Genomic DNA, 24,966 nt, shown 5'->3' with positions numbered 1-24,966 from the left:
TCCAACCTTAACTTCATAATGGTTTTGTCCCCCATTTCCCCTTCAATCTAGAAGCCGTAAAAATTCATCCTATGTACGAAAAAAAATCTACACCCAATAGGTACCAACCCCATCCTAAAAAAATTGTACATTTTGGCGTCAAGGCGCCGAATTCAAGATTCCAATGTAATATATTCAGCTCCATATTCTTTTGCCCAATTATGTATATAACTAAGCAGACTATATCCAAGGCCACTAGGACGATGATTTACATCAGTAACCAAATCATGTACATAAATATAGCGTTCATTATCTGGATCTTCACGCCAGCTAACACCTGCTAATGCTACGATACTTGTATCATGATATAAAGCAAATAACTGTTTACCCTCCTTACGCATATCATTTACTAATTCTAGATATTCCATTAAAGTCAAATCAGGACGTAACTGACTCAATATAGGATAAGCCTGTAAGAATTGATGTTCTACAGTTAACTCTACTATATTTTCCACTGGTATTTTCATACTAATTTACTCCTAACCTTTTTAAGTTTAATTGCTTCGCTTTCCCTTTATGAATCAGGATTAACTTTCTGACATATAAACCATTCCAATATGCTTGATAACCAAGGGCTTAAATGTTCTTCATTAATTATGTGTCTAACAGTTTCCTACTCTCTTCCTTTCTCCTATATATTCGATATACCAACAATTATATGCAAAAATCGTGCCACTCAAAGGAACTATACAAATGGAGTGTCATTTTAAAAAAACAAGCGAACATAATACATATCGGAGTACTACACTTTTTTTCCAAATCCAGGTTGCGATTTTGTTTCTGGAATAAGAGTAATATGAAAACAGCAAATATAATTCGTAATGGCAATTCATTGTTTTTCTTTTAAAGCGATTTCGCGATAGATTCCATACCTTCACCAATGGAATCGGTTCTAATGAATATATTGGAATATTTAGGTAAAAGACAGAAAAATTGAGACCGAATGAAACGGTGATGAATTGTTGAAGAAGGGCAATTAATTTCTGTATGAATAACTTGAACATGAATGGCCAAAAATAAGAAGTATTAAGAAGGAAGGAACAAAAAAAAGGTGAATGCCTGATCGTTTCAACATTTAATCCTTTGTATTTAGTTGGAAAGGCTGTTTTACATACCCCTTCTCCTTTAGCTGTAGTAGTTGTTGTCTTGAAAGTAAGGTTGGAAATTTTCTTCATATTACTTACTATTTTTTAAAAATTTCTATCATCCTTATGCCATATACAAAACATCCAGCTCATTTTGGTAAATCTAACTAAACCTGTTATATATTTAATGATTTTCCCTTCAAAGTTCACTAAAGGAATAAAGCTTTTTTACCTGATATTGATCGGAGGAACCATTTTAATTCTGGTTATCATTCTGGATATCTTGGTTCTTTGGCCCACTATAAAGAAAGCACTTATGGTAGCAAAGTAATTATAATAATGCGAGTTGGCGGCAAATAAAGATCATCATAAAAAAGGCTGGAAATTCGAACAAATCCATTTTCACCGTTGCATTTTGGTTGAATACTATAGGATGATCCAATGAATGTTATGAATGAGGTGGTATGTTGAAACATAAAATAATCATTATTCTTAGTTTAGTTTTTGTAGTATTTATGACTGTTTTATTCATCTTTTACCTCATTAAAGATGATTCTTCCCGATGGATGGTAGCTCTTGGGGGTATATTGATAAGTGCCTTGCCCATTTCAATATTATTTGTTAAACATAATCCCTTTAACATTCCGATCATTATTGGTTTTTATGTTTTTGTTTTCTGTACGACATTTTTAGGGTCAATCGCAAATTTTTATGTGGATTTTAAATGGTGGGACTCTACCCTTCATTTCTACAAGGGCATTTTTATCGGTTTTGTTGGAATTGCTCTCTATAAATTTTTCATCCCTCAAGGGGCGCGAAAAGATATTTCAAGTTGGGTCATCTTTCTATTTGTTCTCTCACTTTCAGTCACTGCCACTGTTCTTTGGGAAGTCTATGAGTTCGCAGGAGACCTGACTTTTACTCAAACCATGCAGCGAGGCGGTAATAAAGATACTATGTACGATATGATTTTCGGTCTTACTGGCGGTCTTCTTATCTCCATTTATTCTAGTGTACAAAAAAATCATGATAATTTGCAGAGGTAATCATATGAATCGTAAGTTAGTTATTTCATTTAGTTTGGTCTATGTACTTTTCATGGCAGCTTTATCTATCTTTTACTATACAACCGATGAAACTTTCAAATCCCTTGTTTCGATAGGTGGTGTGGTTTGTGGAGCAATTCCCCTGCTATTGGCCCTATTTACTAAGCTTCAATTCAATCTGCCCATTATCATTTCCTATTTAATCTTCTTGTTCGGTTCACAATATTTAGGATCTATTTTAGGCTGGTATGGACTGGGGTGGTGGGACACATTCTTACATTTCCTAAGTGGATCCCTTCTTGCTTTTACTGCAATTGCTTTATATGAACGTTTGGTACACAGAAATGCAGGTAATGGGATATCCCCCTGGTTTGTCTTTTTGTTTACCCTCTCTTTCGCAGCACTTGGTGGTGTTATATGGGAAATCTACGAATTTAGTTCTGATCAATTATTCGGAATGACATTACAAGGCGGAGGAAATAAAGATACAATGACAGATTTAATCGCCGATACTGTTGGAGGTCTCATTATTGCAATGTGGGCCGGAGTTCGGACAAAGGTTAAGGTAAGGAAAACATGAAAAAGTTCACATGTTTTAACAATCTTCCATTTCATCTCATCTTAATTGTTAAAGGTTTATGCAAAAATCGGCTAATCAAATCTTAAGTATAGAAATGGTAACATTGCGTTGACTGCATATAAAAACCGACCATCACATGGATGGCCGGTTTTTATGGTCATTTAAATATGATGGATATGATTTTATCCGTCGTCATCTCACTATCTACCACATATGTTCCAGGTCGTAGTCCGTTGGCCTTGCCTTTCTTTTCAACCTCGTCTGAAAACTTATTGGCATTCTTAATGACTTTTGCTTTTTGAAGGGTTTTACCCACATCGATACTTGTCGAGCCTTTAGACACTCTCAGAACTGTACGATATATGACTTTCTCTGTTGGTTCTTTTACATTTTCTTTTTCAGCTTCCGCTTTATCTTTAATCGACTTTGCTTCAGCAATCTCATCTTCCCATTCTTTTTCTGTATGTATGACATACCCTTCAGAAGCCAGAGATTCTTTCATCTCATCTGCTGTTAGTTTCTCTGAAGTGCCCGTCGCTTCACTTGGACCAAAGAAATACACTGCACCGCACAAACCTGCCGCAACAATAAGGCCACCGGCAAAGCTGCGCATTGATTTAGATGTCATTGGCCACATTTCTCCTTTCACTCTTCGTTTTAATGTAAGGAGTAAGCAAGCCTTCTATCTCATTTTCCGTCTGTTTTGTTTTCAGTGCGATGCTTTCAAATGAATAGCCTCGCTTATGTAGGTCGAGTACTTCACGCAACAAGTTCCGCTTTTCGGAAGACATTGCAAGAATGCCTGCCTCTTGCACCGTAATTTCAGCATCTATCTCGATGTTCCTGATTTTTTCCTGTAATACATTCATTTCATTTCCAAAAGTGATAGCAAGCTGTTCCAATTGACTGTCCACTTTTACAGAATCCTTTTTAATAAACGATAAAATGAACAGTAAAACTGCTACACCAAACAAAATGATTAGAGCCCATTCCATCATTCTATGTCCCTCCTTAATAAATTTAAATCTATTATCTCGCTTTCTAATTATATATTGATTTGTTCAAAAACTCGATTTAAAAGTACTAAATACGATAATAGTCACGTAACAAATATAAAAAAGGAATAATTAGCATGTTTTCGGGTTTATCAATAGCTAACACACTCCTTCTCTGTAACTATTATACCATATGAGGACAATATTACCATAAAAAAAGACTCGCTATTTAGGGCCAGTTAGGTCAAAATGATGAAGATTTTTTATAATGTTAGTATTTAGCCCACGCTAACAGCACAATCCTGTCAGCAGGAAAAATTTCCTTTGATAAGTTTAGTGAAATAGGTAGCTTTTAATCTAAACTTTAAAGGGTGCAAACACTTACAAAAAGGCCAAATAATATTAGCTCTGCTTGCATCAGCTAATCGAGACGAAATTGAACGCGACCATGAATTTGATATTCACCATAATCCAAGTCCTCAGATTGCATTTGGACACGGCAATCATATCTGTCTTGGTGCTCCTCCTTTAGACCGGTTGGAGTCTAATATCTCCTTAACGGAATTGGTGAAAATTAAAACTATTATTCCTTCTACTGTTTAGCGTCAAGATTTGTTCTTGCTGGAATTGGGGGGGGGAAATAAACAAAGGGACATTTATTCAAGCCAATAAAGGGTTTGTAATTGAAATGGTTATTTACTTCACTTGTTTTCAAAACTATAAAAAATTCGCTAAGATAAAATGCTTGCTGCACGAGACGATTAATGAACGTCAGAAGCAACGTGTAAAAAAAGGTATCTATCATATACAGCACGTTAATAACTTTTACAACAGACTAAAGGGTTGCATGGAGCGTTTTCAAGGAGTTGGAACATATTATCTGGATAAATTACCTTTACTGGTTTCGCTGGCTAGAAATAGGAAAGAATATGGCGTTTGATAAACGTGTTGAACATATGCTTATTTCAGCTTGTCAAAGATCCAACTATCACACTGTTGAAATGTTAAGAAGATAATGGGTTTGGATTTTAGTAAGCAAAAACGCTCAGAGCATTTTTGTACTCTAAGCGAAGCGTCATAATTTAAATGGACCATTATTAATTTAAGTGAACATAATTTCAGCTAAATAGCTGCATAGGATATTGAACAAGAAAATCAACAATTTTTCTTAACTAAATATATATAAATCAAAAACGATTTCTGCTTGAATTAAGCTAGAAAAATCAATAATGTTTTTCTGTAAATACATTGCGGGTTTTTCGTTATTTTCTATTTGAATTACAATCATAAAAAGAAACTCTAAACCATATTTCACTTTGAGTTGTTTTAAATCTTCCGTTTTCCCTTCAAGGGATTTTAGAATAGGATTCAACTGGTTGTTAATATCGTATGACTCTTGGTATCCTGTGCTTAAAGTCCAATCGGTCTTTTTCCTCCGTCTAATTTTGGTTGATACAAGATTAGGGTTAGTAGAACTTTCGATAATATCTCCCTTTTTGTAAGTTTCTGTGGGTTCAATACCAAGAACATCGGTTACTATCTCCAAAGGGAATTCATCACCAAATGCACTAAAATAAGCCATTACTTTTGTTTTATTCAGAATACTTCATCCTCTTCCTATTTTAAAAAATGTTTAGTACTTGTATCATATACAATAATAAATGGCTAAGCCATTAAGGTTTCTTGTCAAATAACCTGAATCCTTCTAAGTACAAACCTTTCGGACCGACCATTGTTTCGATATTTGTTTAGTTGTTAGTTCATTGAAAGTTAAGCTTATCTCTATAAAGATGTTAGATTTTCTTAATTGAATAGCAACAATCTTTTAGAAAACAGCCTAAAACAAAAATGACTCCAGGCGCAAAAGTGTTCCATCTAAAAGGCAAGACAAAGTTGATTGGAGCGGGTGTTCGAGACTCCTGCGGGAAAAGCGCGTCTAGGGGAGACACCAAAGGCGAAAGCCGAGGAGGCTCCCCGACCGCCCGCGGAAAGCGAGTGCCCTACGTTCCAAACGTCCAAATTGTACAAGCCATAAAAATAGACAAACTCGATTTTCATAGAGTTTGTCTACAGTCTGGAACGATTCCTTTAAGAGGAATCGTTCTTTTGTTTGTGTTTAATTTTCTGTAGTTTCGCTTACTCCTGAATAGCTTTTCTTATGCTTAAAGACAAAGTAAAGTAATGTCAATATCATAAAGCTAATTGTAAAGCCAAGTAAAACATAGACGTTTTGCCACATTAAACCAAAGTTACCACTTGATATAACCTCTTTAAACCCTCTAACTGAGAAGGTCATCGGTAACCAATTATTGAATATTTGTAATGGTTCTGGTATTAATTCAAGTGGGAATGTTCCAGCACTTGTCGTTAATTGTAAGATCAAGATAACAATCGCGATGAAACGACCTGGATCTCCCAATGTTGTTACAAGCAACTGAATCAATGTAATGAATACCAAACTCGTTATAATCGAGAACATTACGAATAACGGTACACTTTTCACTTCCATATCAAGCAGTACTAATGTTAATCCTGAGGCTATAATTGCTTGGATAATACCTACTGCAGCAATAATGCCAAATTTACTTAAGAACCAAGTGAACCCGTTTTTCGGAATTCCAATCGGCTCTCTTAATGGAAAGACAATTGAGAGCAATAATGCACCTACAAACAAACCTAATGATAGAAAGTAAGGAGCAAAACCAGTTCCATAGTTCGGAACTTTATTGATGCTTTCTTTTTCAACCTTAACAGGTTCTGCAACCATGTTATACGTTTCTTCACTAGCATTAATATCAGCTGAACCTTTAGCCGCTTTATTGATTTTATCCTTAAACTCTGTCGACCCTTCCGCCAACTTACTTGTTCCATTTACAATTTTACTAGAACCATCCGCTAATTGACTAGATCCATCTGCTAATGCTGCCGATCCTGCTGTAAGCTGATTGACTCCATCTGCAAGTGTCGCTGAACCTGAAGCGAGGTTTTGGCTACCGGTTGCTGCTTCTGATAATTTCTCACCGAATGTTACTAGACCTACTCTTAATTGAGATTGACCTTCTTTTAATTGAGCAGCCCCTGTTTCTAATTGACCTGCTCCTTCATTTAATTGAGAGACACCTGTTTGAAGTGCTTTTTGGCCACTATTCAGGGTCGAAATATTTTCAGAAAGGCTAGAGGCACCTGCTTGAATCTGACCGGCAGAATTAGCAAGCTCTTTATTCCCTGATTCAAGCTTTGTAGCGCCAGCTGATAAATTATCAAATGCTTGCTTCAATGCATCTTGCTGTTCTTTTGGTAAAGCCCCCAAATATGGGTCTAAGGTCGATTGAAGAGTCGATACACCTTCTTTCAATCCTGATGCACCTTCAGCTAAGCTATTTGAACCTGACTCTAACTGTTGCAAGGAACCTGTCAGTTGCTTACTTCCATCATGGATTTTTTCCGTACCTGAAACAAGTTCATTCATCTTTTCTTCAACTGTACCAATGCCAGTATGAGTTTTTTCAATACCAGCTTGAAGGCTTCCTGCCCCATCTTCTGCCTTTTTCGCTCCGTCAATCAATTGTTTTTGAGCGTTAGATAACTGGCCTAAACCATCAGCAAGAGTTTTTGCTCCTTTTTGTAGCTCAACGGTACCATCCTGAACTTTCTTGGTACCACCTGTAAATTCAACTTGTTTCTCAGCTAATGATGATAATTTTTCTTCTAAAGTTTTTGCACCATTATCAACGTCCAGGATTCCATCTTTCAGTTTCCCAGCTGCTTCATCCGTTGACTGAAACCCTTCGCCCATTTCAGTAATGATGTCAAACATGGTCTCTGCATATGTCTCAGTTACTTTTTCTGCAAGAGCCATTTGGATTTTTTGAACAGCTGTTTCTCCTATTTGAGCTGATAAGAAGTTAAAGCTTTCATTTGGAACATACTTTAATTCAAGTTTTTTCGGCTTTTCATCCATTAACGTCGTCGCGTTTTTTGAAAAATTCTCTGGAACTTCTACTAGTAAATAATATTTTTGATCCTCTAAGTTTTTGTAGCCTGTTTTACGATCAACAAACTGAAAATTAAAGTCCTTACTTTTCTTCAGTTTTTCTACAAATTCATCTCCTAGTTTTATTTCTTCTCCCTCTAACTCAGCACCGGAGTCATTATTAACAATGGCAACTGGTAAATCTTCCAGACGATCATACGGATCCCAAAAAGCCCATAAGAACATGCCACTATACAAAATAGGAATAAACAGGATTGCGATAATCGGAATAAGCAGTTTTTTATTTTTAAACAGGCCAAGTAACTCCTGTTTTATTAAACTAGATTTCAAAGAATTTCCCCCTAAGTATGATTGACCATTTAGTTCATTTGGTCATTTTTTTACAAATAATAAGGACTATCATGAGTGACAGCCAATCCGTTAAACAAATATTACTGAAATAGTTCTGCTATTTCTTCTTTTTCAAGTGGTTTATGATTTCTTTCCCCGTCGAATATAAGTGCTAAATAAATCTTCAACATGATAAAAGCTGTTATTTCAGGATTACATGGAGAAATATCTTTCTTTTCGATAGCTAATTTAATTTTTTCCTTAATATAAGAAATAATCGCTATTTCCATTTCATTTAACATTTGTAAAACGGCTGGCGTTCCCATTTCTTTTTCTTCCTGAAATAGCTTCAGTGATAATTGATGCTCCTTTCTGAATTTTAAGATTCGATAAAGTGCACTATGCAGGTTTTCATAAAAGGTTAAGTTTGGTTTAATTGACTGCTCAGCCTCATTTTTCATTTCTTCAATCATTCGTAACACAATCTCTTTAAACAATTGCTCTTTATTGGCATAAAAGATATAGATGGTCCCTTTTCCGACATTTGCTATTTTGGCTACTTGTTCCATTGTTGTAGCTTTATAACCAAAGAGTGAAAAAGACTTTGTCGCAGCTTCTAATATTAACTTTTTCCTGTCAATTGACATATATCACCTCAAACTGACCAGTTGAACAAAACGGTCAATAAGTTATTTTATGATATTAACAAATTTTTTTAATAATAGCAAGGCATCTTTTTTTGAGTTTAGGAAAATCATATTCAAGAGGCTTTTTATCTTTCTTCTTTTTTACTTTATCCCCAGATTGATTCCTTAATATTGAAGTATAATAAATGACAAATCAGTATCTAAGCGATAAGATATAGACAATTAGGTTCCTTTTCCTGATTCCTTAAAAAATTCGTGTAAAATATACCGTACCGACCATGAGATGAAACAAAAGGTAACCAATACAAATTTCATATTTCAAGAATGCATATTAAGGAGGAAACTATGAATATTAAGATAAATAATATACCGCGTTTCATGCAATCCGAAATCGAAAAACTTCAATCAAAACTGTCCCCATTATTGAAGAAAAATATGAAATACAGTTTTTTTTCAACCGTAATGATAGGGTTTTCCATCATAAATCTATTTTTTCTTTTATTTAAAAACGACTCATACCCAATCTCTAAAATTGCTCTTGCAATATATGCATTAGTGGGTGCTATAGGATTTGCCCTTTTAAAGGAAAACAAACACAACCAAAAAGAAATAATGAAAATGAGCAAGAAGCATATGCTGGAGAGAATGAAAGAAAGCAACTACTTAACCGATGCCAGGAAAAGTAATTACTATAAAAAGGTAAATGAGCAGCCGCTATCTGCAATGAATGTCTTTTTGGAGTTTCTTGCGGAAGAACAACAAAGGAAGAATAAATCTTTCCATAATGAATAAAGAAGGACAAAATAAATCCCCTTATGAGAGGTCATAAGGGGATTTCAGACTGTAGACAAACTCGATGAAAATCGAGTTTGTCTATTTTTTATGAGTTGTACAATTTGGCCGTTGATTGGAACGTAGGGCACTCGCTTTCCGCGGGCGGTCGGGGAGCCTCCTCGGCTTTCGCCTGCGGGGTCTCCCCTAGACGCGCTTTTCCCGCAGGAGTCTCGTACACCCGCTCCAATCAACTTTGTCTTACCTTTTAGATAAACACTTTTGCCTGGAGTCATTTTTGTTTTAAAATAGAAGTATTAAAACTTGAGGTGATGAGGATGCTTTCTAAACATGATTCTATTCAGCGAGATCAACTTGAAATGATTACGTTAGATCAACTGGTGCCACCGAACCATTTGGTTCGTAAAATGGAGGCTGCCATTGACTTCACTTTCATTTATGACTTGGTGAAAGAGATGTATTCAGAGGTAGGACGCCCAAGTATTGATCCAGTTATTTTAGTTAAACTGACATTCATTCAATATACCTTCGGTATTCGTTCCATGCGTAAAACGATTGAGCGTGTATTCGCAGATGCAAAAGAAAAGCATGGTATGCGTTGGACAACTTTAAGGGGACTTAAAAAATTGTCGATGCAGGCGATGCTTACTTTCGCTGCCATTAATTTAAAGAAGATGGCCAATTGGACATGGCGAGGTCCAAAAATGGCCTAACATAGTGGGCTCGTAGAGCCCCAATCTCCTAACTTCAGGCAAAAATTCAAAGCGAATCTCAAAAAGGGGTTCGGAATTTTTTAATTCCGAACCCCTTTTGTCTACAAACTGAAATCCCCTTATGAGAGGTCATAAGGGGATTTTTCTTACGATATTCATTTACTTAAAACGGGATCTGCAATGACAAGGATTTTTCCGGACTTGATATCTTCCACATATCGATCGACTTCAGCTTCCTCCAGTCCAATATTCAATAATGGCTTCCTCAATCCGCCTGCTCCTGAAGCTGCCCCGGCAGCAGCTCCGCCAAAAGTGGCGAAAATCGGGCCTGCTGCCAAAATCGGACCAATTCCAGTTATTGCCAATGCACTCATTCCAATAAGTAAACCTGTCAAACCGACAGCTCCGCCGGCCGCTGCCCCTGCTACGAATCCATCAGGCTTTGTTGGGCTGACTTCCTCGGCTTCATTTGGTAATTTATCAATTTTTTTGGCAACTACTGATATTTGATCGGATGTATATCCTTGTTCCTTTAAATTTTCGACTGCTGAAGTTGCTTCATTTTCATTCTCATATATTGCTATAAACCTATTATCCATGGTATCTGCTCCTTTAAAAGTAATGTATTATACAATACCCTTAATTGAGTTTTAATAACCTACGATGGAAAAATGAATTTCACTCCCTGGTTTGCCCCTGACCATAAATGAAATACTTGCTTGATGTTAAGGCCGGTAAACCCATTGGTCCACGTGCATGGAGCTTTTGTGTGGAAATGCCGATTTCTGCACCATAACCGAATTCAAAACCATCGGTAAAACGGGTGGAAGCATTGTGATAAACTGCTGCCGCATCTACTTTATTCAAAAATATGGAAGCGTTTTGTTCATCTCCCGTTAGGATTGCTTCAGAATGCTTGGAACCGTATCGGTTAATGTGTTCAATTGCATCCGATACACCGTTTACAATTTTCACGCTGATTTTTAATGCTAGGTACTCTGTTGACCAATCATCCTCCGTTGCCTTTTTCGCTCTTGGAAAAGCGCTGCAAACCATTTCGTCTCCATATACTTCAATACCCTTTTCATCCAGGATTTCCAAAATCAGCTTTCCATTTTCTTCAAACCATTTTTCGTGAATAAGAAGGCCCTCAATTGCATTGCATACGGAAGGTCGCTGTGTTTTACCGTTTAAGACAATTTTCTCGACCATCGTGACATCTGCTGTCTGATCGATGAAGATATGGCAATTGCCTGATCCCGTTTCAAGGACGGGAACAGTGGACTCCTTAATGACCGTTTCAATTAAATTCTTTCCACCACGAGGAATCAAAACATCTAAATACTCATTAAGGTGAAAAAGTTCCTTAGCGGATTCCCGACTCGTATCCTCGATTAACTGAATAGCCTCTACAGGAATTTCCGTATTCTCTAAAGCCTTATGAATGGAAGAGATCAGTGCCATATTGGAGTATTTGGCTGAAGAGCTGCCTCTTAAAAGGACCGCATTCCCCGTTTTCAAGGATAATGTAGCTGCATCGATGGTCACATTTGGCCTTGCTTCATAAATCATTCCGATTACACCGATCGGCACTCGTAACTTTTTAATCAATAAACCATTTTCTTTTTCGATAGTCTCCAATTTTTCTCCAATTGGATCTTTTAAATCGATTAAAAGCCTAATTGCAGCTGCCATGTCATCAATACGATTAACATTTAACATTATTCGATCTAATATCGACTCACTGAAACCTTTTTTCCTGCCTTCTTCTAGATCCTTTTGATTTTCTTTTATCAAATGATCTTTATCGTTAACAATTTGCTTTGCAATTTTTCCAAGTGCCTCATTCTTCTTTTTCGTAGTCAATCCAATTAGCTGATAACTGGCTTTTTTGGCTGCCTTTCCTTTCGCAGTCACTTCACTCATTTTAATGCCCCCTTTTCTTTCTCTAAAATTGATTACCTATGCTCTCACCCATTTATCGCGATGGATCACTTCTATGGAAGTGATCACAAGCTCGGTTGTCCGCTTGCCCATAGCCTGTTTTAATTCTTCGTCGGAATAAAGGACCTCACCCCTGCCCAATAACCCATTTGCACCAAAGACCTCGACGACATCCCCCTTATTGAATACTCCTTTAATTTCATAAATTCCAGCTGGTAGTAGACTGCTCCCATTTGAAACTAAAGCCCTTTCGGCACCTTCATCAACGAAAATTTTTCCGGATACTTGTGAATGAAGGGATATCCACTGTTTGTTTTTCGTTACCGTCGTCAAGACATCATTCCCAATATATGTGCCATCACCATTGCCTTCAAGGATAGTTAGTAGTTTTTCGCTCCCCACACCAGAACCGATGAATACTTTCACTCCAAGAGACAATGCAGTTTGGGCTGCAATCAGCTTCGATTTCATCCCCCCGGTTCCAACATTAGATCCCGCACCTTCTGCCATTTGCAATAAATCCGACGTTACTTCGGAAAGCTTTTCAAATCGTTTGGCCCCTGGGTTTGTCTGTGGATTGGAATCATAGAGCCCATTAATGTCCGTTAAAATGATCAAGTTGTTGGCGTGGACTAACCCGCTTACTAAGGCGGATAGCATATCATTATCACCGAAAGTCAACTCCTCGACTGATACTGTATCATTTTCATTAATAATCGGGAGGATGCCGCGTTCAAGCAATTCCATCAATGTTGCATATGCATTTTTATATCTTTCTTTTTTCGAGAAATCTTTCCTTGTTAATAAAATCTGAGCCGGAACGATTCCAAAGTGCCCTAATTGTTCCATATATGATTGAATCAATAGGCTTTGCCCTACAGCTGCAGCAGCTTGTTTTCCTTTGAGAGTGACAGGTCTCGTAGGATAACCGAGCTTGCGAAAACCTGTCGCTACAGCACCTGATGAAACAAGGACAACTTCATGTCCCGCCTTTCTTAATGCTGCCACTGCCTGGATATGATCGGAAAATTTTGTTTGGTCGATTTCACCTTGTGTGTTGGTTAAAGAACTACTTCCTATCTTTATAACGATGCGTTTCTTTTCCATCGATTTTTCCTCCAATAAATATCTTAGACATGAAAAAAAGCCCTTTTCATCCTCGAAATAAGGACGAAAAGGGCTGCTCTCCGTGGTACCACCTTCATTGAATGCAAGTACATGCATTCCACTTTGCCTGATAACGCCAGGATTTGCGCCTATGTTTTGCATAGGACTCAAGAAGCAGGTTCTGCGCTTTCCTGTCGCGGGTCTTCCAGCAATTGACCCCGCTCTCTGTCACAGTGATTTTCGCATACTAATCTTCTCTCAACGTTCATTGTTTTAATATAGTATGCAAAAAAATCTTCTTGATGTCAATAACCTTCCTAACATGAATAACATTAAAGCGCCATTGCCGGGCCGAAGAACTCATAGTGAATTTTATCCGTATCTATCCCCAATTCTTTCAGGTAAGTGATGATCGCCTTCATAAAAGGAACAGGGCCACACACATAATAATCAGCTTCAGGTTTAACAAAACTGCTCACTAATTCCTTATCAATATACCCTTCTTTTTCAAAATTCGGGAGGTTCTTATCATCCTCACTCGGATTTTTAAAGACAAAGGATAATTCATAGTTGGTAAGCTTGTGTCCGAGTTCTGTCAGTTCCATTCTGAACGGCTGTAAATGGCCATTATCGGTTGCATGAATGAATTGTACATCACGCTCAGGTGTTTGTTCAGCTACCGCATGGACCATGCTCATGAAAGGCGTTATGCCAACGCCCCCGCTCAAGAATACTGCCGGTGTTCGTTTATCCAAGTCGATGGTGAAATCACCTGCAGGAGCCGTTACGTCAATACTGTCACCCATCTGAATGGATTCATGCAAGTAGTTAGAGACCCTTCCATCAGGTGAGGTTCCCGGCTTTTCTTTTTTAACGGAAATACGGAAATAATCTTTTCCCGGAACATCAGATAAACTATACTGACGGTTGAATAAGTACGATTCACCCGGTATCTCGATCCGAACGGTAATATATTGTCCCGGAAGAAATGCCGGAACCTTATCTCCATCTGATGGCTTTAGATAAAAGGATGTGATTACGTCACTTTCCCGTACTTTTTCCACCACTGTGAATCGTTTGAAATCAGACCATCCTCCGACCTGATTGGAAGCTTCGTCGTACATTTCCTTTTCGATGCTAATGAAAACATCCGCAATGACTCCATAAGCCTCTCCCCAAGCTTGAAGGATTTCTTCTGTCGCCGAATCTTGTAATACTTCCTTGATTGCACCTAATAGATGTTCTCCTACAATGGGATAATGTTCAGCTTTAACTGCGAGACTTCTATGTTTTTGTGCTATTTGCTTCACTGCAGGTAAAATCGTTTCAAGTTGATCTATATATTTGGCTGCTGCCAAAACCGTGTTGGCTAGTGCATTTTGCTGGCGCCCTTTTTTTTGATTGGCATGATTAAAGACATTTAATAATTCAGGATGTGCTTCGAAAAGATTTTTATAGAATACAGTTGTTATAGTTGTACCATGCACTTCTAAAACAGGTACGGTTGATTTTATAATATCGATCGTTTTCTGGGATAGCATAAATAAACCCCTCTTCTTAAACAAGTATTTTTAATACATGTTTATATTAGAACTTAATTGCATTAAAAGCAATATTTTTAATACATCTTTTTAGAAATTATGTTTTCATGTTTATAAAATGTTCACATTTATGATATAGTCAAATGGGGATAGAATGTGAGGCGATAAACATGAGGTTGACGAGTTATTCCGATTACTCACTTAGAGTGTTGATTTACCTGGCTTCCCACGACCAAAGCAAATTATCAAATATAAAAGAGATTTCTGAAGTTTATCAACTATCTAAAAATCATTTGATGAAGATTGTTCATAATCTAGGTAAACTAGGCTATATTGAGACGATACGCGGAAGAAATGGCGGTTTCCGGCTTGCAAAATCACCTGCTGACATAAATGTAGGGGAACTGGTGCGGAAAACCGAAGAGGACTTTTATCTAGTGGAATGTTTTAAAGATCACGATAACTGTGTGATTTCTCCCGTTTGTTCATTGAAATTTGTCCTTAATAATGCCTTGGATGCTTTTCTACAGGTCCTTGATCAATATACGATTGCAGACTTCAGCGAAAATAAAGTGATGCTCAAAGCCTATTTCGATTCGGTAAAGCAGAATGATGAAGAGCCCGATTTTTTATAATCGGGCTCTTTTTTCATTAACCGATGATCCGTTCGATCCGCCATTCCTTTTCCACCCGCAAATCAATGATCCCTTCACTGGTTTTTATTAAAACTTTAAGGGGATCGTACGGATTGATCATAATGATCGTCCAGGTTCGTTTATTAGTAAGCATGACTTCTTTTTCGACCAAGGTGGTCATTAATCGGATTTTAAACTCCAGCAGGATTTCAGGATTGAATTTACCGAACATATCACTTTTCATTTGCTCAATCACCCTAAAAACGGCATGGCCTATAATACTATATCCTCCATGACTTTGTGTGATGATGAAAGCAATTTTCGCTACTTACGAAAGGTCACTAAGTTCATTTCCCAGCTGTTTTAATTTTTCACCAACTGTACACTCTGAAATACAGAACTGATGGGCATATGAACGCCCCTTCTCTTTTCGAAAATGCTTTCGTAAAAAACAATCTTGGCAAAATGAAGCGAGAACATCTTCCACTTCTTCATATATTTTTTTCCTGTTCATTGGTGTTATGTCTCCTTTGACCCAGCAATTTCTATTTTGCTGAAAATGGCTTTTCCCTGAAGAGCAAGTGTTGCCAGGCGATCGGCTTCCTGGTTCTCTTTTCGGGAAATTGGCTTATAGACCGGAATGATCTTTAACTCATCCAGTTTCGCTTCAATGCGGTCCAGCCATTTATTTAAGTTTTCTTCCATACATGGCCATTCACCGGAAAGTTGATTTAAGACAACTAGGGAATCCCCTTTAAATACACAGCTTTGATGGTGGATTCCAAGTTCGTCCATCTGCCTGACCGCTTCATGAAAGGCCGCATATTCCGCTTCATTATTAGATTCGAATTGCTCCAATTTCACGTTGGTGCGTACCCTCCAGAACTTCTTACCTTGACGAAAATAAATGGCAACACCGATCCCTGCCACCTTTTCATCTTTTTGAAAACCGCCATCAAAAAAAACCGTCACATCCTGAGGCTCCTCCTCAACTTCAGTCAGGAGTTTTTTTAGCTCCTTCTTTGTCCATACTGTATCGAATTCATCCTTGAATTCCACTTCTTTCAGCCTTCCTGCCTTTTCAAGATCTTCCGTAATGACCAGTGCAGTCCCGGCATCAAGCCAATCCGAAACGAAATCGGCAGATGGTTTTTTTGAAGCATGATATGTCCATTGCATAATTACCTTCAAAGATTTCCAGCTCCTTATCCATTCACCATTCATGCAGAACAGCTTACAATTTTCATACCTTTTTTTCGGTATACCATTTATAATATAATGTAAGCAATTGAATCATCTTTTAATTATAGTTCCCATACCAGGCTGAAATTCTCATGTTTCAATTTTAATTTTATATGAAATGTTTTTTTATCATAGTATATTAACTGTTAAACTCGAGGAGGAGCACATCTTGATCGAAGTGTATATTGATGGTGCCAGTGCGGGCAATCCAGGGCCGAGCGGCGCAGGTGTTTTCATTAATAATAACGGTGTGGTTGAGCGGCATTCCTTTCCGCTTGGAAATATGGAAAACCATGAAGCGGAGTACCATGCTTTAATCAAAGCATTGGAAATTTGTGTAGCCAATAAGTATCAAATCGTTTCTTTTCGTACTGACTCCCAAGCCATCAACCAGGCCATTGAAAAAAGATTTGCAAAAAATAAGTATGCCATATTGCTGGAAAGGGCTCTAAAGCTTTCCGACGAGCTTGAATTATTTTTCATAAAATGGATTCCAAATCTCGAAAACAAATCCGCGGATGAGTTGGCAAGACGGGCCATTCGCTTGAATAAAGCTTTAGGAAATTCATGAACAAGACAGCTGATTTTTCATTATTATTCGTTGTATTCATCTGGGGCGTCACGTTTGTAATGGTTCAAAATGCCCTATCTTTTCTTGAACCATTCACGTTCAATGCCGTCCGTTTCTTCATGGCCTTCGTTTTCTTGCTTATCCCTTATATATCGACTTTACACAAAAAGGGAAAAACCTGGAATAAGGGCCTTTTTAAAGCTGGGTTTCATATCGGAGTTTGGCTTTTTTTAGGCTATGGGCTTCAAACAATCGGATTGAATTTTACTACTCCTGCGAAGACAGGCTTCATAACGGGATTAAGTGTCGTCATGGTACCGGTTTTTTCTCTGCTTCTTTTAAAACATAGGCTTTCCCGTAATACAATTATAGGTGTCACTGCCGCAACCGTTGGGCTTTATTTAATGACGTTCGCTGACCGGTCCAATTTGAATATCGGTGATTTATTGGTATTTTTATGCGCAATAAGTTTTGCCATGCAGATCATTACGACTGCTAGATATGCCAAGACCCTTCCCGCATTACCGTTGACGCTGATTCAGATTTCCACCGTATCTTTATTATCCTATGTTTCAGCCTTCATTTTCAATGAGAATCATTCTATCATCTTCAGCTCAGAGGTCATGTTACAGAAAGACGTATGGACTGCTTTATTGGTTACGGCAGCCCTTGCCACTGCGTTCGCTTTTTTCGCACAAACCTTCTTCCAAGCCTATACGACACCTACGAGAGTCGCATTGATTTTTTCAATGGAACCGGTTTTTGCTGCGTTATCCTCATACATATTGATAGGGGAAAAATTGACTTCCGCTTCCATCATTGGCTGTGCATTCATTTTCTTGGGGATGATACTTGCTGATCTGCCTGCTAATAAAAAGAAACCGATAGCAAAGGAGTTTTCTTGAAAAGCCATAAAAATAAATCGGACTTCAAAGTAACGAAGTCCGATTTATTTAAGCAGCCCCTGTTCTTTTGCAAACGATACTGCTTCACTGCGGGTTTTAATACCATTTTGTTTTAAGTTTTCCAAAAAGGAAATATAAAAGCTGCCATCAAAACTCTTTTGAACCTTCAAAGTCAATTCTATTGCTGCATTGACTAAAATATCACTTGCTTCCGTGTAGCGCTTACCAAAATAAATAAAACCAATATCGTCGCTACCAAAAGTGAATCCCTTACCCTCTAAAAAACTAACATACTCTTCAGTTGATCTCGCCACTTCTGCATCCACTCCATACTTCATGCCTTATTTTCATCTTACCGTATATCAAAGATTTTGACTATCCATTTTTCGACAAAAAATTCACCGTATAAATTAAAGGAGCTCCCATTGGGGAGCTCCGAAATTTTCATTATTAAATCATTTTTAGTAAAGCCCTGAATTCATGATCCCTAGCCAGATTTTTGACCTTCTCGCGATCATACTGATAAACCGCATCGTCCAAAGAGCATGAAATGGGTACATCACATTTTATTTCGGCCAGTTTTCTGGATAAATGAAGCATATCTACGGCAGATTCAATCTTAGCTCTCTGCCCGTTTGTCAATGAAGCAACATTTTCAAGAATCCCTTCGATATTTTGATACTGAATCAATAATTTCAACGCTGTCTTCTCCCCAATTCCTTTAACTCCGGGATAGTTATCAGCTGTATCGCCCATTAAAGCTTTTAAATCGATCATTTGTCTTGGAGTGATCCCTTTCCATTCATAAAAGCTATCAGGATTATGAACTTCATAGTTACCATATCCTTTTTTTAACAATAGTACAGAAATATTTTCTTCTATCAACTGGAGCATATCTTGATCGCCTGTCAATATACCCACCCGGCTATGTTGGGCAGATGCCTTCGCAATTGTCCCGATACAGTCATCCGCTTCATATCCAGAGAGCCCTATGTTAGGGATATCAAATGCTTCAACCGCTTTTTTCGCTAAGTCGAATTGAGGGATCATTTCGACCGGAGCTTCTGAACGATTAGCCTTGTATCCATCAAATAATTCATTTCTGAAAGTCTTGCTGCCCATATCCCAGCACACCGCTACATGGCTAGGTGAAAAATGATTCACCGCTGTCAGCATATGCTTCAAAAAACCTTGGACGGCATTAGTAGGAATACCTTTTGAGTTAATCATGAATTGACCAGTAACGGCCGTTGCATAAAAAGCTCTGAATAATAGCGCCATCCCGTCGACAAGCAAAAAGGAAGGATGTTGCTCATTTTCTTTCATTAACACATTATCACCTCTATCATGATGTACATCCATTTTAACATAACTATCCTCTTTTTTAAGGATCGTTTAATTGGAAAAAATATTATTCAATCGGATTATCATCATAGGAGATCCAGTCACTGAAACTGCCAACATATATCTTCACATCTTTAAAGCCCGCTTCTTTCAGGGCGATATAATTGGGAGATGCCGTTACACCTGAACCACAGTAGACAATGATTTCCTTATCCCTGCCAATGTCTGTGAAATTTTCCTGAAGATCTTCCTTGTTTTTATAATAGCCATTATCCAAAACGTTCGTCCACACCTTATTAACTGCACCAGGTATATGGCCTGCTTTTTTATCAATCGGCTCCTCGATTCCCTCGTACCGTTTAGATTCCCTTGAATCCATTAAAACGATATGGTCAGGCCTATTCATTGTATAGTCCTTCACTTTTTGAAAAGATGCAAGCACGGTTTCATTTAAATCGATATGATATTCTCTAGTACTATTATTCGTTTGATTCGAGTCAATCGGATAGCCCGCATCCTTCCAGGCGCGATACCCCCCGTTAAGAACATAGACTTTCTGGTGCCCAAGATAGCTTAGCAGCCAGACAAACCTAGAAGCAAAAGAACCTTCCCCCCCATCATAAGCAATAAGCACCGTATCATTGGAGATTCCATTTGATTCTAGTTTATCTTTAAACTTTTCCAGGTCAGGAAGAGGATGTCTTCCGCCGTGTTTAAGAACTTGCCCCGATAAATCCTTTTCGAGATCGAAATAAACAGCGCCGGAAATATGTTCTTTCTCGTATTCATTATGCCCTGCATCAGGAGAACCCAGCTGAAAGCGGCAGTCACAGATCCTGATATCACTAGAATTCAACAATGGCAACAGCTCTTCTTTTTCCATTATATAACCCATATGCATAGCCCCCTATTTCAAAATGGTCCAAATTAATTGATTAAGCTCCGTTTCCATGTTCTTCCCTGGAGGAAGCTTATTTATTTCATTCTTTAAGGAAAGTGATTTCCCTTCTAATAATGAAAGATTCTTTTCGCTTTCATTGTTGCTTATAAATTCTTCCTTTTGTTTTGCTTTAAATATTCGGGTCATCCTGGTTTTCATTTCTTGATTGATGGTAACCGATTCAAGTAATTCCCAAACGGATAAAGGTGGCAATGCCCCCTTTTGGATGATATGTTCCAGGATTAAATACGAACGGTAAACTTGTACCCATGTTTTTAGTCCTTTTCTTTCAGAGTCCCTTGTTTTTGTCAATTGTTGAAGGTTGTCGCCCATCATCCGATAGTAATGATGTCCTAGTGTCTTTTGGGAATAGCAATCCGCTATCAAACCATTCATCTTCCTATAATAATCCGGATGTGTAATCAGCTTGATTGGTGACTGAAATAATTCAAATAGTGCAGGATTACTCTTTATCGTAAGACGGGATGATTTAAATAGATCCCAGCCTTCCATGTCATATATGTTTTCTTTCAAATGAATCACTTCAACTGCAGGACTCAAGCTGAGGTAAGATCGCTTATCATTATGAACATATATAAACCGAACATCGATATCCGAATGGACGGATGGTAAACCAAAAGAATGGCTGCCAGTAACAGCAGCCATCAAAATGGTCATATTCTTTTTTTTCCAGGATTTTCAATTTTGAAATAAGGTTTTCTTTCATGAATGAACCTCGTTTCTATTTCGAATGCATTTTTGCCAATTCAGCTACTGCATTTTCATAATACGGTAAATCTACCGTTTCCTCCATTGCTGCACGTAAACCTGCAAAGATCTCCGATATTTCCGTCTTAAACTCTTTTTGAATCGCAAGTAACTCTTGATCAAGGACTTCATTATACATTTCGAAAATCCGCTCACCCTGTCCTTTTACATACATTAGGGCAGGATCATCCAAACGCTTCTGAAGCCCTTCGCTCATTTTCAATTTCTCATTTTTTTCAAAGAAAGATTTTGGATTTTTAAATAACGCCAATTCCTTTTTGAATTCCCCAATTTCCAATTGGACAAAAGCTCCTGTGAATTCAAGGGACTCCCTCTCATTAGGTTCATAAGGCTGTAATGAAAGGGTTTTTCTTACTTTTTGAATTTGCTGAAGCAAACTGCTTTGTTTCTCGTTCAGCAATTTATTTACGAACATTTCCGTCCTTAAAGCCGTTGCCCGCATTTCCTGGGCAAGGTCAAAGCCCAACGCATCCAATAAGTTCTTCATCGCTTGCTTGAGGACAATTTTCAGATCCCCCCCATCATCCTTTAAGACGGCCGGGTTGAACGATTCCTTGAAGAAATCATTAAATCGGAAAAAGACCCGTTGCTTACTATAGAAAGTCAATTCATCGATTTCTTTTTTCAAACGTTGCTTTTCCGCATCCCCTTTAATGACAGAGAGCAGTTCCGAAATGGACTGTGCCTCATGTGAAAGGGAGTCCAGAGCTTTTCGTTTTGCCTTTTCATCCTGCATGGAAGCTGCAATTACATCACGGAGCAGTTCTTCCGTTCTTTTTACGGCCGCTTTAGCCGATTCGATTGCAAGTCCAGTTAAATCGTTTTCGATGAAAGCATCGAATTGGTCTTGGAATTCCGAAATACCGCTATTTTGAAGGAATGAATGCTTAAATGAACCAGGCGTCTGTTTTTCCATCAATGCTCCCTTACTCGTAAGCGGGAACAGTTTTGGAAAACGGATTCCGAATCCATTCAATTGATCTGTGACATAATCCATCACTTCGTCCAATTCGTCAGTGGTTTGTGCAAGATCGACTGCATTGACAATGAAGAACATCTTATCCATCGCGAAAGAATCTTTTACACGTCCAAGTTGTATCAAGAACTCCCTATCTGCCCGTGAAAATGGGTGATTATAATAGGTCACAAAAAGGATGGCATCCGAATTCTTAATATATTCGAAAGCTGCTCCTGTATGTCTGGCATTTATCGAATCCGCCCCAGGTGTGTCAACAAGCACCATCCCCTGCTTTGTCATTTCACAGTCGTAACGCAATTCAATCAAATCAACAAGGCACGACTTGGACTCTTCTGCAGCAAAACGTTTAAACCCTTCAAGATCTACCGTAATCACATTCCCTAAATCATCTTGGTGCTGGGGCATCCCTTGATGGAAAGCCCTTAAGAAGGATAAATGCGTTTTCCCTTTGTCAACTTCCCCTGCCTTCGCAATGATTTGCCCTGCTATGTGAAGTGCTTCATCCAGTGTCTTTGCCGATTTATCAAAAGCTGCCAAAGCCAGGCTCACATCTTCTAACAGCATCGCTTCCGTCTTTAATTTGACGGTTGCCGTTCCATGTGGATGCTCAGCATCTGAAGACATGATTTTGTTGATTGCCGCAGTTGTCGGATTAGGTGAAACAGGAAGGACACTTTCTCCCATCAGTGCATTGGCAAAGGAAGATTTACCCGCACTGAATGCACCAAAGAGGGCAACCGTGAAAGTCTGCTGTTCCAGGCGATTTGCCTTATCTGTCAATTCTTTATAAAGTGATTGAAATCCTCTCAAAGGCTGTATAAGCTTGGCTGCCTGATGTAAACTCGTTGCAGTCTCCATCAGCTTTTCTTTTCCGCGTAAATCAGCAGCATCAGATGAAGAAACAGCTATAGAAGGAACAGCTTCCTTACTTTCTATATCATGATCCGTTTCAGGTTGTTCGTCGACGTGCATTGAATTACTTCCTTTATCGATTCTCATGATTTTTACTGTAATATTTTTTTCTTCTTCATTCCATTGAGTTAAAAGCGTATCGATATCACGCTCATCAACTGATGTTTCAGTTTGATTGGCAATGGCCTCTAATCGTTCCGTTTGGTACTTGATTTCCGCGTTCATCGCCGCTGTAACTTTAAGGGCTTCCGCAAATTCGGAAAAACCTTCAAGTTCCTTATCTAAGGATATAGACTGCTGTTCCACTATTCCTTCCATAACGGCGACCATTCCATTCAAAAATCCTTCAGATATTTCACGTGCTTTCTTCTTGATAGCTGAGGCTAAATCATTCGTATAGTTTAAAACGTATTCACCTGTAATATCGACTTGGGGCTTTAAAGAGTTTTTTATGTAGGCTTCCGTTACCTCGATATGAAGTCCCTGCGCCTTACTTTCAAATGTTGAATCATGGATTTCCGCTTGATTAAGCGTTTTAACCGCCAATTCTTTAAGATGCCATTCAAGCTGGGTTTTCACCTTTTCTTGTAAATCGGCCAAGAATGCTTTAATACGTTCCTCACGCTCGGCCTCAGTTTTTTTCTTGGCAAATAATAGACCCATTTTAAAATCCGGCTGAGCCGATTCCAAGAAAGATTTACCTAGGTCCCGTGTAGCCGCGGGCATGATGTATGCACTTTTCAAAATTGTTTCTAATGCTTCAGCATATTGGACCTTGATGTCCTCTATTCGTCCAGTTAATGATTTTTTTTCTTTTAATAGGCTGTCCACTTGATTCGTCAACTGAATTCGCTCTTCATGAGGAAGGTCTGATAATACTTCTAAATCCTCGGCATGTTCCTCTTCATATTGTTCCTTCAGCCAAATAAGGTGCCTTTCGACAAGCGCTTTAGCCGATTGCATGATGGCATCTTTCCCATCATTCTGACCTTTGTCTGCCATTTCATATATAAATTGCCGAACGACTTCAATTTCATTTTCGCTATTGTTCAAATCTCTTACAGATGTATAAAAAATCCCATCAGGATATACATTCCAGTTCGCAAATGCTTCAGTAACGGAAAGCTTGAAGTCTTGGAAGCTAAGCTCATTCTCATCATGCTTATCGATCATATTGATAATTAAGTATGTCGGCTTTTCAGCCTCCAACAATTCTTTGGTGAATAGGAAGTTGACTTCTGATTGGACGTGATTATAATCCATAACATAGAAGACGACATCAGCTAAATGCAAGGCGGATTCCGTAGAAACTCGATGTGCATCATCCGTCGAATCAATTCCTGGCGTATCCATGATTGCACATGATTCCGGCATTGAAAAGTGATTGGAACTTATCGTTATTGCCGATACTGAATCACCATCCTTGGCAAATTTCTTGACCTCTTTAAAATCATAAGGTGCAGGAAATAAGACTGGAGGCTGATGATGGTAAAAGACTTTGGCATAGTCTTCCCCTTTTTGGACCTTTACCGTATTTGCACTCGTTGGAATCGGACTTGAAGGCAATACTTGATCACCAAGGAGAAAGTTGATCATACTTGATTTACCCGCTGAAAAATGCCCGCAAAAAGCAATGATGAACTCCTCATCATTCACTTTCATGATTAATTGTTTCAGTTTATCTGCATTGCCTGTATCGCCTGCCGATTGAAATTTATCATACATGGCAGTCAAAATCCCCAATTTGGACCGTTGTTTTACTGTTTCTTGAATCATGAATCCATACCCCTTAATCTATCGTCATTTTAATACTCTTATTGTAAACGATTTCGTTTG

General features: G+C 38.2%; 25 protein-coding genes, 1 pseudogene and 1 other annotated feature. Of the genes and pseudogenes, 8 read left to right on the top strand and 18 right to left on the bottom strand.

The window, feature by feature from the left end:
• Positions 1 to 152 precede the first annotated feature (152 nt).
• The gene (locus SB775_RS03300) at positions 153 to 506 is read right to left on the bottom strand and encodes a GNAT family N-acetyltransferase (protein WP_089363218.1); all 354 of its coding nucleotides are present in this window, start codon (positions 504 to 506) and stop codon (positions 153 to 155) included.
• A gap of 1,085 nt (positions 507 to 1,591) precedes the next feature.
• Here SB775_RS03300 and SB775_RS03295 point away from each other — a divergent pair.
• Both SB775_RS03295 and SB775_RS03290 read left to right on the top strand, forming a co-directional pair.
• Complete coding sequence (locus SB775_RS03295) at positions 1,592 to 2,170, top strand: DUF2238 domain-containing protein (protein ID WP_410860507.1); 579 nt, start codon at positions 1,592 to 1,594, stop codon at positions 2,168 to 2,170.
• A 4-nt stretch (positions 2,171 to 2,174) separates the two neighbouring features.
• Positions 2,175 to 2,750: a DUF2238 domain-containing protein gene (locus SB775_RS03290; protein WP_061463799.1), complete on the top strand. Its 576-nt coding sequence runs from the start codon at positions 2,175 to 2,177 to the stop codon at positions 2,748 to 2,750.
• 157 nt (positions 2,751 to 2,907) lie between these two features.
• On the opposite strand, the gene SB775_RS03285 is transcribed toward SB775_RS03290, so the two are convergent.
• Both SB775_RS03285 and SB775_RS03280 read right to left on the bottom strand, forming a co-directional pair.
• Positions 2,908 to 3,378 carry a hypothetical protein gene (locus SB775_RS03285; RefSeq protein ID WP_089363215.1) on the bottom strand — a complete coding sequence of 157 codons (471 nt, stop codon included), beginning with the start codon at positions 3,376 to 3,378 and terminating at the stop codon, positions 2,908 to 2,910.
• Positions 3,368 to 3,748 (bottom strand): hypothetical protein, encoded by a 381-nt coding sequence (locus SB775_RS03280; RefSeq protein WP_250211678.1) that lies wholly within the window; start codon positions 3,746 to 3,748, stop codon positions 3,368 to 3,370. The genes SB775_RS03285 and SB775_RS03280 overlap by 11 nt, the downstream gene beginning before the upstream one ends.
• A 712-nt stretch (positions 3,749 to 4,460) precedes the next feature.
• Between SB775_RS03280 and SB775_RS03275 the strand changes: the two are divergent.
• A pseudogene (locus SB775_RS03275) lies at positions 4,461 to 4,761 on the top strand (IS1595 family transposase); the annotation flags it as partial.
• 152 nt (positions 4,762 to 4,913) lie between these two features.
• Here the strand turns inward: SB775_RS03275 and SB775_RS03270 are convergent.
• The 3 genes from SB775_RS03270 to SB775_RS03260 form a co-directional block, all read right to left on the bottom strand.
• Entirely contained in the window at positions 4,914 to 5,327 is a 414-nt protein-coding gene (locus SB775_RS03270) for a DUF4279 domain-containing protein (RefSeq protein WP_089363214.1), read from the bottom strand.
• A gap of 534 nt (positions 5,328 to 5,861) precedes the next feature.
• On the bottom strand, positions 5,862 to 8,069 hold the full coding sequence (locus tag SB775_RS03265; RefSeq protein ID WP_410860506.1) for a YhgE/Pip family protein: 2,208 nt from the start codon (positions 8,067 to 8,069) through the stop codon (positions 5,862 to 5,864).
• Between the two features lie 101 nt (positions 8,070 to 8,170).
• Positions 8,171 to 8,716, bottom strand: coding sequence for a TetR/AcrR family transcriptional regulator (locus SB775_RS03260; RefSeq protein ID WP_410860504.1), 546 nt, complete (start codon positions 8,714 to 8,716; stop codon positions 8,171 to 8,173).
• Positions 8,717 to 9,061: 345 nt separating this feature from the next.
• Between SB775_RS03260 and SB775_RS03255 the strand changes: the two genes are divergently transcribed.
• Both SB775_RS03255 and SB775_RS03250 read left to right on the top strand, forming a co-directional pair.
• The gene (locus tag SB775_RS03255) at positions 9,062 to 9,508 is read left to right on the top strand and encodes a DUF5392 family protein (RefSeq protein ID WP_410860503.1); all 447 of its coding nucleotides are present in this window, start codon (positions 9,062 to 9,064) and stop codon (positions 9,506 to 9,508) included.
• A gap of 317 nt (positions 9,509 to 9,825) precedes the next feature.
• Complete coding sequence (locus SB775_RS03250; protein WP_410860501.1) at positions 9,826 to 10,221, top strand: transposase; 396 nt, start codon at positions 9,826 to 9,828, stop codon at positions 10,219 to 10,221.
• A gap of 155 nt (positions 10,222 to 10,376) precedes the next feature.
• On the opposite strand, the gene SB775_RS03245 is transcribed toward SB775_RS03250, so the two are convergent.
• From SB775_RS03245 to hmpA, 4 genes are all read right to left on the bottom strand, one after another.
• Entirely contained in the window at positions 10,377 to 10,820 is a 444-nt protein-coding gene (locus tag SB775_RS03245) for a general stress protein (RefSeq protein ID WP_410860500.1), read from the bottom strand.
• 79 nt (positions 10,821 to 10,899) lie between these two features.
• On the bottom strand, positions 10,900 to 12,147 hold the full coding sequence (locus SB775_RS03240; RefSeq protein WP_410860499.1) for a glutamate-5-semialdehyde dehydrogenase: 1,248 nt from the start codon (positions 12,145 to 12,147) through the stop codon (positions 10,900 to 10,902).
• A 36-nt stretch (positions 12,148 to 12,183) separates the two neighbouring features.
• Positions 12,184 to 13,272, bottom strand: a complete 1,089-nt coding sequence (proB, locus tag SB775_RS03235) for a glutamate 5-kinase (protein WP_410860498.1) — start codon at positions 13,270 to 13,272, stop codon at positions 12,184 to 12,186.
• A 56-nt stretch (positions 13,273 to 13,328) separates the two neighbouring features.
• Positions 13,329 to 13,543: a binding site (T-box leader), on the bottom strand.
• Between the two features lie 61 nt (positions 13,544 to 13,604).
• Positions 13,605 to 14,813: an NO-inducible flavohemoprotein gene (gene hmpA / locus SB775_RS03230; RefSeq protein WP_410860496.1), complete on the bottom strand. Its 1,209-nt coding sequence runs from the start codon at positions 14,811 to 14,813 to the stop codon at positions 13,605 to 13,607.
• A 170-nt stretch (positions 14,814 to 14,983) separates the two neighbouring features.
• On the opposite strand from hmpA, the gene SB775_RS03225 reads away from it, so the two are divergent.
• Entirely contained in the window at positions 14,984 to 15,448 is a 465-nt protein-coding gene (locus tag SB775_RS03225) for an RrF2 family transcriptional regulator (RefSeq protein ID WP_061463806.1), read from the top strand.
• 16 nt (positions 15,449 to 15,464) lie between these two features.
• Here SB775_RS03225 and SB775_RS03220 read toward each other — a convergent pair whose 3' ends face one another.
• The 3 genes from SB775_RS03220 to SB775_RS03210 form a co-directional block, all read right to left on the bottom strand.
• Entirely contained in the window at positions 15,465 to 15,692 is a 228-nt protein-coding gene (locus tag SB775_RS03220) for a hypothetical protein (RefSeq protein ID WP_410860495.1), read from the bottom strand.
• Positions 15,693 to 15,776: 84 nt separating this feature from the next.
• A complete protein-coding gene (locus SB775_RS03215) occupies positions 15,777 to 15,962 on the bottom strand; it encodes a zinc-finger domain-containing protein (protein ID WP_061463808.1) in 186 nt (61 codons plus the stop codon).
• A gap of 5 nt (positions 15,963 to 15,967) precedes the next feature.
• Entirely contained in the window at positions 15,968 to 16,639 is a 672-nt protein-coding gene (locus SB775_RS03210) for a reverse transcriptase-like protein (protein ID WP_410860494.1), read from the bottom strand.
• 220 nt (positions 16,640 to 16,859) lie between these two features.
• Here SB775_RS03210 and SB775_RS03205 point away from each other — a divergent pair, with 220 nt between their 5' ends.
• Both SB775_RS03205 and SB775_RS03200 read left to right on the top strand, forming a co-directional pair.
• Positions 16,860 to 17,261: a reverse transcriptase-like protein gene (locus tag SB775_RS03205; RefSeq protein WP_061463809.1), complete on the top strand. Its 402-nt coding sequence runs from the start codon at positions 16,860 to 16,862 to the stop codon at positions 17,259 to 17,261.
• Positions 17,258 to 18,166, top strand: coding sequence for a DMT family transporter (locus tag SB775_RS03200; RefSeq protein ID WP_410860493.1), 909 nt, complete (start codon positions 17,258 to 17,260; stop codon positions 18,164 to 18,166). Before SB775_RS03205 ends, SB775_RS03200 begins: the two co-directional genes overlap by 4 nt.
• 44 nt (positions 18,167 to 18,210) lie before the next feature.
• On the opposite strand, the gene SB775_RS03195 is transcribed toward SB775_RS03200, so the two are convergent.
• The 5 genes from SB775_RS03195 to SB775_RS03175 all read right to left on the bottom strand — a co-directional run bounded on the left by SB775_RS03195 (position 18,211) and on the right by SB775_RS03175 (position 24,906).
• Positions 18,211 to 18,504 carry a DUF6123 family protein gene (locus tag SB775_RS03195; protein ID WP_061463811.1) on the bottom strand — a complete coding sequence of 98 codons (294 nt, stop codon included), beginning with the start codon at positions 18,502 to 18,504 and terminating at the stop codon, positions 18,211 to 18,213.
• A 112-nt stretch (positions 18,505 to 18,616) separates the two neighbouring features.
• The gene (locus SB775_RS03190) at positions 18,617 to 19,492 is read right to left on the bottom strand and encodes a 5'-3' exonuclease (protein WP_089363230.1); all 876 of its coding nucleotides are present in this window, start codon (positions 19,490 to 19,492) and stop codon (positions 18,617 to 18,619) included.
• Positions 19,493 to 19,577: 85 nt separating this feature from the next.
• Positions 19,578 to 20,405, bottom strand: coding sequence for a sulfurtransferase (locus SB775_RS03185; protein ID WP_410860492.1), 828 nt, complete (start codon positions 20,403 to 20,405; stop codon positions 19,578 to 19,580).
• 12 nt (positions 20,406 to 20,417) lie between these two features.
• Positions 20,418 to 21,128: a DNA polymerase beta superfamily protein gene (locus SB775_RS03180; RefSeq protein WP_410860491.1), complete on the bottom strand. Its 711-nt coding sequence runs from the start codon at positions 21,126 to 21,128 to the stop codon at positions 20,418 to 20,420.
• Positions 21,129 to 21,192: 64 nt separating this feature from the next.
• On the bottom strand, positions 21,193 to 24,906 hold the full coding sequence (locus SB775_RS03175) for a dynamin family protein (protein WP_410860490.1): 3,714 nt from the start codon (positions 24,904 to 24,906) through the stop codon (positions 21,193 to 21,195).
• Positions 24,907 to 24,966: the final 60 nt, after the last annotated feature.

The organism is Peribacillus sp. SIMBA_075 (assembly GCF_046534585.1).
Note: the sequence above shows the minus strand (reverse complement) of the source record. Positions and strands in the feature narration are given on the sequence as shown.